8 protein-coding genes, 1 tRNA gene and 1 pseudogene are annotated in these 9509 nt (G+C 60.9%); 7 read left to right on the forward strand and 3 right to left on the reverse strand.

The genetic code is table 11. The annotated features are described in order from the left end of the window. Positions 1-148: 148 nt before the first annotated feature. Positions 149-238, reverse strand: a tRNA-Ser gene (locus ACQY7U_RS02650). 313 nt (positions 239-551) lie between these two features. Between ACQY7U_RS02650 and ACQY7U_RS02655 the strand changes: the two genes are divergently transcribed. From ACQY7U_RS02655 to ACQY7U_RS02680, 6 genes are all read left to right on the forward strand, one after another. Continuing rightward, the gene (locus ACQY7U_RS02655; protein ID WP_428641682.1) at positions 552-878 is read left to right on the forward strand and encodes a hypothetical protein; all 327 of its coding nucleotides are present in this window, start codon (positions 552-554) and stop codon (positions 876-878) included. A gap of 173 nt (positions 879-1051) precedes the next feature. Then, complete coding sequence (gene msrA, locus ACQY7U_RS02660) at positions 1052-1723, forward strand: peptide-methionine (S)-S-oxide reductase MsrA (protein ID WP_428641684.1); 672 nt, start codon at positions 1052-1054, stop codon at positions 1721-1723. A 220-nt stretch (positions 1724-1943) separates the two neighbouring features. Beyond that, entirely contained in the window at positions 1944-2267 is a 324-nt protein-coding gene (locus tag ACQY7U_RS02665) for a hypothetical protein (protein ID WP_428641685.1), read from the forward strand. Further along, positions 2264-3754: a methyl-accepting chemotaxis protein gene (locus tag ACQY7U_RS02670; protein WP_428641687.1), complete on the forward strand. Its 1491-nt coding sequence runs from the start codon at positions 2264-2266 to the stop codon at positions 3752-3754. The genes ACQY7U_RS02665 and ACQY7U_RS02670 overlap by 4 nt, the downstream gene beginning before the upstream one ends. Before the next feature lie 182 nt (positions 3755-3936). Further along, a complete protein-coding gene (gene pabB / locus ACQY7U_RS02675) occupies positions 3937-5793 on the forward strand; it encodes an aminodeoxychorismate synthase component I (RefSeq protein WP_428641688.1) in 1857 nt (618 codons plus the stop codon). A gap of 131 nt (positions 5794-5924) precedes the next feature. Continuing rightward, positions 5925-6602 (forward strand): gamma-glutamylcyclotransferase, encoded by a 678-nt coding sequence (locus ACQY7U_RS02680; protein WP_428641690.1) that lies wholly within the window; start codon positions 5925-5927, stop codon positions 6600-6602. Positions 6603-6634: 32 nt separating this feature from the next. Here the strand turns inward: ACQY7U_RS02680 and ACQY7U_RS02685 are convergent, their stop codons facing one another. Next, positions 6635-7954: an adenylate/guanylate cyclase domain-containing protein gene (locus ACQY7U_RS02685; protein WP_428641692.1), complete on the reverse strand. Its 1320-nt coding sequence runs from the start codon at positions 7952-7954 to the stop codon at positions 6635-6637. A gap of 555 nt (positions 7955-8509) precedes the next feature. Here ACQY7U_RS02685 and ACQY7U_RS02690 point away from each other — a divergent pair. Further along, a pseudogene (locus ACQY7U_RS02690) lies at positions 8510-9160 on the forward strand (ester cyclase); the annotation flags it as partial. A gap of 39 nt (positions 9161-9199) precedes the next feature. Here the strand turns inward: ACQY7U_RS02690 and ACQY7U_RS02695 are convergent. Then, positions 9200-9509: nucleotidyltransferase family protein (locus tag ACQY7U_RS02695; protein ID WP_428641694.1), on the reverse strand; the 310-nt coding region annotated here is incomplete at its 5' end.

Consider the following 9509-nt stretch of genomic DNA (forward strand, 5'->3'; position numbering starts at 1 on the left):
GTTGCGATGTCGTGCAAGAGGCCGACGCGAAAAAATCCTGATTGAACGCCAAGGCTGTGAACAACCTTATCGGCTGATGGGCTGAATGATGGGCTGGCAAGCCCGTCAAGCGTAAAAAACAGCAATATCAATGGTATGGAAAGAAAAGTGGCGGACAGAGAGGGATTCGAACCCTCGATACGGTTGCCCGTATACACGCGTTCCAGGCGTGCGCCTTCAACCACTCGGCCACCTGTCCGTATCAAGCGTGGGACCCGCTTGAGTGCCGCGCAATATAACCATGACGCGGACAAGCGCAAGCACCTAAAGAAGTTTTTTTTGAACGCCCGTCCGGCTGTGGATTTCTTTGCCGGAACGGTGCTTTTGCGGCTCCGGGAGTGTGGTGGTCCGCCTGCAGCAACAGGTTGCAATAACAGGAATGTGTTGTATATCAATTATTGTTCATAGTTTTCGAGATATTATTTAAAAATTGTCCAGTGGCCGGAACAAAAAGCATAAACACCTGCCGGGCACTTGTGGCTTGTTGATAAGGCAGTGCTGAAAGTTAGACAATGATTAGCGTACTTAAGTTCTTGTTCCGTGTACTCGGGTACGGGTTGCTGGCTCTGGCGATTATTGCCGGGATATCCGATGCCAGCATTTCCATTGCGCAATCCCAGGTCCACCTGGTTCCGTTAGGGCAGGTCTGGTTCGACCTTTCCCCCGAAACACTCAACCTCTCCCAGGCAGTCGTCCAGCGCTATGTTCACCCGGCTTTATGGGATCCGGTCCTGCAAACCCTGTTGGCCTGGCCGGTCTGGGCCGTTCTGGGCCCCTTCGGTCTGCTGTTTCTTTTTCTTGGGGCCCGGCGCCGCCGGCAACAGGTGCTTTACGCCTGATCGTCCGAAAATCGGCGAGCCGGAACAGCCGGTCAAATCGGCGGGAGCCCTCTTGGAAAGTTTCCGCCGGTGCGCCACATTGTGCAGGACCTTGAACAGAAACACGCCGATCGGCCGGACTGCCTCCGTTCTTCTGAATACGGAGACCGCACGGCCCCGCGGGAGACCCTGCCATGTCCTTCATGACCATGCTGACCAAGAAATTCTCGTTGCCGGGAAAGGACGAAGCCTTGCCGGGAAGGGCGCAGGCGATCACGCCCGCCGAACCGCATTTCGTCAACGGAAACCCGCTCGCCGGGCCCTATCCGGAGACCATGAAAACGGTGCTCTTCGGCATGGGCTGCTTCTGGGGGGCTGAAAGGCTGTTCTGGCAGTTGCCGGGGGTCCATGTGACCGCCGTCGGATATGCGGGGGGCTACACTCCCAATCCGACCTACCACGAGACCTGTACCGGCCGCACCGGGCACACGGAAGCGGTCAAGGTGGTCTATGATCCCGCCGTGATCAGTTTCGCGGATCTTCTGAAGGTCTTCTGGGAGAACCACGACCCTACCCAGGGGATGCGCCAGGGGAATGACACGGGAACCCAGTACCGCTCGGCCGTCTTTGTGACCTCGGATGAAGAGCTTGCTGCCGCGGAACAGTCTAAAGCCGCTTATCAGGACGCGCTCCGCAAGGGTGGTGTCGCCGCCTCGATCACGACGGAAATCCGCAAGCTGGACGAATTCTACTTCGCCGAAGACTACCATCAGCAATATCTGGCGAAGAATCCGGCAGGCTACTGCGGCATCGGCGGTACAGGGGTCGCCTGTCCGGCCGGGCCTGGAACCGCTGATCAGGCCTGACCCCTGACGGACGATCACAATTGAGCCGCAGGTCTTCCCAGGCTTCTTTACCGGCAGCCTTCAGAAGACCTGCGCGATAGACAGTTTACATAATGTGACTGCTTTTTTTGCAATCCTGAATTGCGTAAAGATTTCAATCTTCTAAGGCGTGCTTTCAGTCTTTTTTAAGCATGTTCTGCAAGTGTGGGCCCATCGAATTCCTGTCGTCGAGGTGGGGCGAATGGCCCGTTCCGCATGGTCCTTTGCGGTGACCTGTTTCCTGGCCTGTTGCGTTCTGATGCTGACAGCTTCCCTGGTTCCGGGCAGCCGCGGCATCGTGGCGGTATTTGCAAGACCCGGCGGGGATACCGCCCTGCAAATCGTTGCCAGTGCGGGTGGCAGGATCGTTTTTGTTCCGGCATCGAGCTGGATAGCGGTGACGGAAGTCACCGATGCGGGGCTTGTCGACCGGCTTTATCAGTCCGGCGCCGGTTTCGTGGCGTCTTCGGTGGTTGCGCAGCTGTGCGCCCGCTGGAACGGGGCGACCTTGGGGAGTGCATTATGAGTGAAGCAATTCGACTGGTTTCCACCCTGGAAGGTTTTCGGGAAAAGTTTTCGAAAATCGTCATTCACTTTACCTGGTTCAACGTGTTTCTCGTGATGGGAACGGCCTGGTGGAACGGCAATGTTTCGCTTGCTGTCGTTTGTGGAGCCGCGCTTCTGCTCGGGGCGGGAGCAACGGCGGTCTGGGTAAAATACGGAGCGGCGACCGAAACCAGACTGGCGACGGCCATGTCGCTGGCCGGACTGGTTGCTCTCTTCGTGGCCTCCCTGTCCGTTCCCGCAGGTCAGCCGTCCTATCAGATGGACGGGCACATGTATTTCTTCGCGGTTCTTGCCATGCTGGCGGGCTGGGTCGACTGGCGCGCGCTTGTTGCCTATGCCGCGGTGGTTGCCGTCCATCATCTGGTCCTGAATTTTCTCATGCCCTGGGTGGTGTTCCCGGGGGGCGCCGATTTCCCGCGTGTCCTCTTTCATGCCGCCATCGTGATCGCCGAAGTCGGGGCGCTCTGGTGGGTGACGGATTGTCTCGCCAGAGCGTTCGCTGCGTCCGACCGGGCCTTGCGTGTGGCCGAAGAGGCAAGGGCGGAGGCAATCGAACTTCAGCGCTCTGCTTCCAGGCAGGACGAGCTGGATGTCGGCAGGCAAGCGGCCATCGATGCCCGGATTGCCGAATTCCGTCAGGACGTTTCCGCCAAACTCGACCGTGTCGGCAACAGCATCAGGGAAATGCAGGAAGTGGCCGGTGACCTCGGGTCCGTCGCCGAAGACACGACCGGCCGGGCCGCCTCGGTAGCCGATGCTTCGGATGCGGCTTCCGCAAATGTCCAGATGGTGGCCTCCGCCGCAGAGGAGCTGTCCTCCTCGATCGCGGAAATCACCCGTCAGGTGAACCAGACGACGGCCATCGTGAAGCAGGCGACCGAGAATGCCCAGACAAGCAACCGGAAGGTCGCGGGACTTGCGGAAGCGGCCAACCGGATCGGCGAGGTGGTCACGCTGATCCAGGCGATTGCCGAACAGACCAACCTGCTGGCCCTCAACGCCACAATCGAGGCCGCGCGGGCGGGCGAAGCCGGCAAGGGCTTTGCAGTCGTGGCAGCGGAAGTGAAGGAGCTAGCCACCCAGACCTCCAGGGCGACCGAAGAGATCGGTGCCCAGATTTCCGCCATCCAGGCGGAAACCAGGGATGCGGTGGAATCCATCGGAGCGATTGCCGCCACCATGGACGAAGTAAATTCCTACACCGGTGCGATCGCCGCCGCCGTGGACGAACAGGGCTCAGCCACCAGGGAGATTTCCCGCAATATCGCGGAAGCAGCCGACGGCACCGGCCGGGTCGCGGCCAACGTCGGCGGCATGCGGGAAAGCGTGGAACGGACCGGCCGGTCCGTGTCCGGCATGGCTGGGGCGAGCGACGCGCTTGCACGGGAAACCGCCGCAATGCGCAAGGCCATCGACAGTTTCCTTGCCGAGGTCACGGCCGCCTAACGGCTGTCCGGACACTGATCCGGCGGCCGGTTTTCTGCCGCCGGCCGGTCGTTTCCGGCCAGGAGACTTGACCTCATGTCGCTTCGGTGCCATGAGCCGCCCCTTACGAGCCATTTGCGCGGGCCGGGCTGTGTCATCCTGAGTCCGGTATTGCTGCCTTCTGGGGACGCCGGCACGAGACGATGTCTGAACGCACCTTAAAGCCCGGGTCGATCCTGCTTCTGGACCTTCTGAAACAGCGCTCGGCGCTGCTGTTCGAAGCACCGGAAGAGATCATCACCTGCACCCGCCTGGAAGATGTCCGCGAGTGCCTTGGCCGCCTGGAGGAAGCCCAGGCCCGGGGCCGGTATGCGGCGGGCTATCTTGCCTATGAGCTCGGCTTTGCCTTCGAGGAAAAGCTGCGCGCGCGCTATGAAGACAAGGGCGAACCGCTGCTTTGGTTCGGCCTTTTCGGCGCTCCGGAACACCTTGCCCTGGCGGAAGCGAGGGCCCTGCTGGAGCGAGCCGCCGACGGCGCCGAGGCTGGTATCGACACGCCCCGGTTTGACATGGACCGGGCCGCCTATGGCGCGGCATTCGACAAGGTCCGCGATCATCTGGCGAAGGGCGACATCTATCAGGTCAATCTGACCATGCGCGCGCGCCTTGCGCACCGGGGCGCGCCGGAACGCCTGTTCCTGGACCTGATGCGCCGTCAGCAGGTGGAATATGCTGCCCTTGTCGCCATGGAAGACCGGACGGTGCTGTCACTGTCGCCGGAACTCTTCCTGGAGCGCCGGGGCGGGACGTTGCGGACGCGCCCGATGAAAGGCACCGCCCCACGCGGGCGCCATGCATCCGAAGACGCCACCCTTGCCCGGGAGCTGGCCACCGATCCCAAGCAGCGCTCGGAAAACATCATGATCGTCGACCTGATGCGTAACGACCTGTCGCGCATTGCCGAGACCGGAACGGTCCGGGTGACGAAATTGTGCGACGTCGAACGCTATCAGAGCGTCCATCAGATGACCTCGACGGTGGAGGCCCGGATTCCCGGGGAGATCGGCTTCGCGGAAATCATCGAGAACCTCTTCCCCTGCGGCTCGATCACCGGGGCCCCGAAGCTGAGTGCCATGCAGATCGCCGACGATCTGGAGACGGGACCGCGCGGCATCTACACGGGTTCCATCGGTTTTCTCGAACCCAGCGGTGATTTCCGGCTGAATGTTGCCATTCGCACGCTTGTGCTGCGCAAGGACGGAACGGGAGAGGCGGGGACGGGTTCCGGAGTCGTATTCGATTCCGGCGCCGCGCCGGAATATGACGAATGCATCCTGAAACTGAAATTCATGACGGAAGGGACACCCGAGTTCGACCTGATCGAAACTCTGGCCTTCGATCCGGTGGACGGCTATCTCCTGCTCGAACGTCATCTGCAGCGCCTTCAGAAGTCGGCGGCCTATTTCGGCTATCCCTATGACGAAGCTTCTGTCCGGTCAGCTCTGGATGAACGGGCAAGGGGGTTTTGCGGGGCGCAACGCGTGCGGCTGCTGCTGAATGCCGATGGCGGTCTTTCGGTCACCGCGACCGACCTTGCCCCCGCCGACCGGGCCACCACCTTCAATGTCGTTCTCGCCGGCGAGACGACACGGTCCGGCGACCGCTTCCTTTATCACAAGACCACCCACCGGGCCTTCTACGACGAGACCCGCCTTCGCTATCAGGCCGAAACCGGTTGCCAGGAAGTGCTGTTTGAAAACGAGAACGGCTTCCTGACCGAGGGTAGCTACATGACGCTCTTTGTCCGAAAGGGCGGCAGGCTGCTGACACCGGCCCTGCGGCACGGCCTGTTGCCGGGCACGTTGCGGGAAGGCCTTCTGGAGCGAGGACTGGCCTTCGAGGCGGACCTGACCCGCGAGGACCTCGCGGAGGCCGAGGAAATCTTCGTCGGCAATTCTGTCCGCGGTCTGGTGCGGGCGCGCATGGTGGCGCGCGGCAACGCCGACAGGGGCAACGGAACCGAAGACGTTCCGTTCGAAGTCAGGCGCCGGACGGGCTGACAGCCGCAGGTGCTAGGACGTTGAACGGGTGCCAGGCAGCCCACAGGGACGCATTGGTCAGACAGCCGATAGACACAGGCAGTCCCGCAGTGCAGTCTTGAGGGCAGTTTCCGCCGGCAACGAGGCCCTGAATGTCCCGCATGCTTCGCCTGACGCGCACGCTGGTCGAAAAGATCCCTGCGGCAATACCCGATCCGGGGCCGATCGCGGAGATTGCGGATCTGCAGACCGCGGATGCGCAGGCGCGGACCCTGCATGACGTGCTGTCCACCTGCCCGGATCCCGAACAGGCCTGGCTGTTTGCCTTCGGTTCGCTGATGTGGAAACCCGACTTCGGGTTTTGCGAACAACGGCGCGCGCGGGTCGCCGGCTGGCACCGTGCATTCTGTCTCGGACCCGACACACGCTACCGGGGCAATCCGGAACGGCCCGGCATCATGCTGTCGCTGGACCGGGGCGGTTTCTGTGACGGAATTGCGTTTCGTCTGCACGAAACAGGACTGCCCGAATGCCTTGCAAGCCTGATCGCACGCGAGCCGCCAATCCCGCCGGCCTGGGTTCATGCCGAAACCGAGCAGGGCGCCATCACCGCGCTCGCCTTTGTCTGCGATCCCGTCGGTTTCGGCTACGTGGGCGGGCTCGCGCCGGAAGAGACCGCACGCCGGATCGCACCTGCGGTCGGAATGCTGGGGTCAATGGCTGATTACCTGTTCAACACCGCGAGCCATCTGGAGGAGATGGGCATTCACGATCCCCACGTTTGGCAAATGCAGGACCTTGTGGCCGCCGAACTGGAGAAATTCCCCTGACGGGTTTGTGGACCGGACGCAAACCGAACCTGTCAGTGCGGGGCAGCCGCGTAGATCTCCATCGGTTCCTGGAAGCCGGCAAGTTGTTTTGGTCCCAGGCTGTTGAAGCCAATTCCTGATCCGGCCACAAGATCCCGCACCGTGCGTGATACGAGCACTTCGCGTGCCGAGGCCTGGGAGGCCACTCGGGAAGCCATGTGAACTGCAATCCCCCGAACATCTTCATTTGTCATTTCAACTTCACCTGTGTGAAGGCCTGCGCGGACCTCGATGCCTTGTCGTCGCAAGGTTTCACAGATCTCAAGGGCGCATTTCACGGCGCGTCCGGGGCCGTCAAAGGTGGCAAGGAAACCGTCGCCCAGGGATTTGACCTCACGGCCACGAAACCGGCGAAGCTCTTCACGGACAACGGTATCATGCGCCTCAAGCTTTTCGGCCCAACGCTGGTCACCGAGGGCTTCGGCTTGACTGGTTGAGTCGACAATGTCCGTGAACAAGACGGTCGCAAGCACCCGATCGATCTCGGCCGCGGCTTTGGAACCCAGAACAAACTGATGGATTTCATCGATGATGCGGTCTCCGTTTCCGGTCAGGAAACCGAGATGATCATTGCCCTCAAGCTCGATCAGCTTTGCACCGGGTATCAATTCGGCCAGTTCCCGGCCACCGTTGATGTTGATCGTAACGTCGTTGGTCCGGTGGATGACGAGGGTCGGCACCCTGATGGTGTCGAGGACCGGTGAAATGTCGATCTGGCTGTTCATTTTCATCAAGTTGATCGCCGCGTTCGGGCTCGCGCCGAGACGCTCGAACCTGCCCCACCAGTCTTTCAGCACCGCGTCGTTCACGAAGTTCGGTGCGAAATAGGGCAGGCTTTCTCCAGACCCCCAGTCATTGTCGATATAGTGCAAGAAAACTTCGAGATGCTCCTCGTCCGGGATCCAGTCCCTGAACCGGGCAAAAGCACCGTACAGGACGAGCGCACTGCAACGTTCCGGATGGGTTGCCGCAAAGAGGGCCGCAAGCGATCCACCTTCCGAGATCCCGAAAAGCGCCGCCTTTTCAATGCCGACAGCGTCCATGACCGCGCGAACATCGTCCATGCGTTCATCCATGGAAGGAAGTTCAGGAACCTGATCGGAAAGTCCGGTGCCCCGCTTGTCGAACATGATGACCCGACATCCCCGGCCCAGTCGCTCCAGCCAACGGGCAAAACGGGGCTCCGTCCAGTAGTTCTCGATATGAGAGACAAACCCCGGTGCCTTTATTATGTCGACTTCACCATCCCCATACACTTGATAGGCAATATGGATGTCGCCGCTTTTTGCATAGTGCGTTCGGGGAATTTGCATTCTTGCCTCCCGGATAGCGATTTCAGGCTTCCCTAGGGTTAGCTTCACGGGCAGCATCACCCTTCAGACTGTTCCGGTCAATCATGCGAGAGCGAGGCGGCCAGCAGTTTCGAGTGACTGTGCAGCGCGCACTGTCGATCTTCGGTGATCTTCCGGGCGCCTTCGGCATAGGTCCGCTGCGAGCCCTCGCGGGCCATAAGACTTTCGGCAGGCCGCCCAATCGGGACAAGTTGATGCAAGCTTACGTTGCGGAATTATGGGCTTGGTGTCGCGGCAAGGCAGCATCACGGGCTCCGGCAGGGATACTCACTCGGCGCGGGAGGACACATTGTGAGCAATATGGATTTGGCGCGGGCTTATTTCGACGCCTGAAACGCCCGCGATGCGTCCGGGATTCTTGCGACACTGGTTGACAGTGGCACATACGAGGATCCCAAGACCGGCGGCCCGATTTCAGGGCAGCACCTGAATGGCTATGTGGAAGGGCTCTGGGCTGCCTTCCCCGATCTGAACTTCGAACTGGCCTGAAAGGCCGAGACGGGCCCCGACAGCGTCGCGGCAGAATGGATCATGCGCGGCACCAATCATGGCTCCATGGCGGGACTGCCGCCGACGGGCAAGGCAGTCGAGCTGCGTGGCGCCGATTTCTTGACCTTTGCGGACAACCGCATCCGTTCGGTGACAGGTTATTTCGATGGCGGAGCGATCCCGGCGCAATTGGGTCTCGACATCATCGTGCAACCGAAGGAAGCCGGTCCGTTCCGCTTCGGCACGTCGATCGAGGTCCGGACAGGCAAGCGTGAATGTCCGGGTGTCTTTTCGATCACCTCGCTACAGGTCCTGGACGAAGACGCCGCACAGCGTGTGCGCGAAGCCTCTCGGCAATCGCTTGCCGAGATGTTGCAGATGGACGGCTTCATCGGAGCGACGAATGCCAAGATCGGAAATCGAATGGTGACGATTTCAACCTGGAGAGACGCCGAGTCGTCCCGGTTTGTCATGCGCGTGGGAACTCATGCCGAAGCAATGCGCGAAATGCTCACGGGCAAGCTTGCAAGTGCCGGTTTCACCTCCGTGTGGGCCCTGGATCACGACAACGGTTACATGGTCCGGTGCACGAAATGCGGTGTCATGGCCCGCAAGGTGCAGGACGGGGATTGCTGCAAATGCGGAGCCGAGCTGCCGTTGCATCCGCCCTATTGGTAATTCGATCCCAATAGATCGTCCGCTGATCCTGCGCCAGCGCTATTCATTTGCGTGCCACGGGATGACCGTCAATTCCGGCCAAAGCGCCTTCATCCGCTTCGCCTTTTCCGCATAGGTTTCACGGTTGTCCTGCGTGTAGTTCGGCACGAGGCGCATGCCGAACATGTTGGCGAGGCCGAAGGGGGCGTGAAGGATCAGGTTTCCGTCCACGCCCAGCCGGGCGGCAATCGCGTGGGTCCTGGCGGCATAGGTCGTCAGCGCATCCATGGCGCAGTCAAGCGGCCGGTAGGGACGGCCGAAACGTTTTTCGTACCACAGGTGGACACGCGCCTGGTTGCGCATCTCCAGA

The organism is Roseibium sp. (assembly GCF_050301095.1).
GTDB lineage: Bacteria > Pseudomonadota > Alphaproteobacteria > Rhizobiales > Stappiaceae > Roseibium.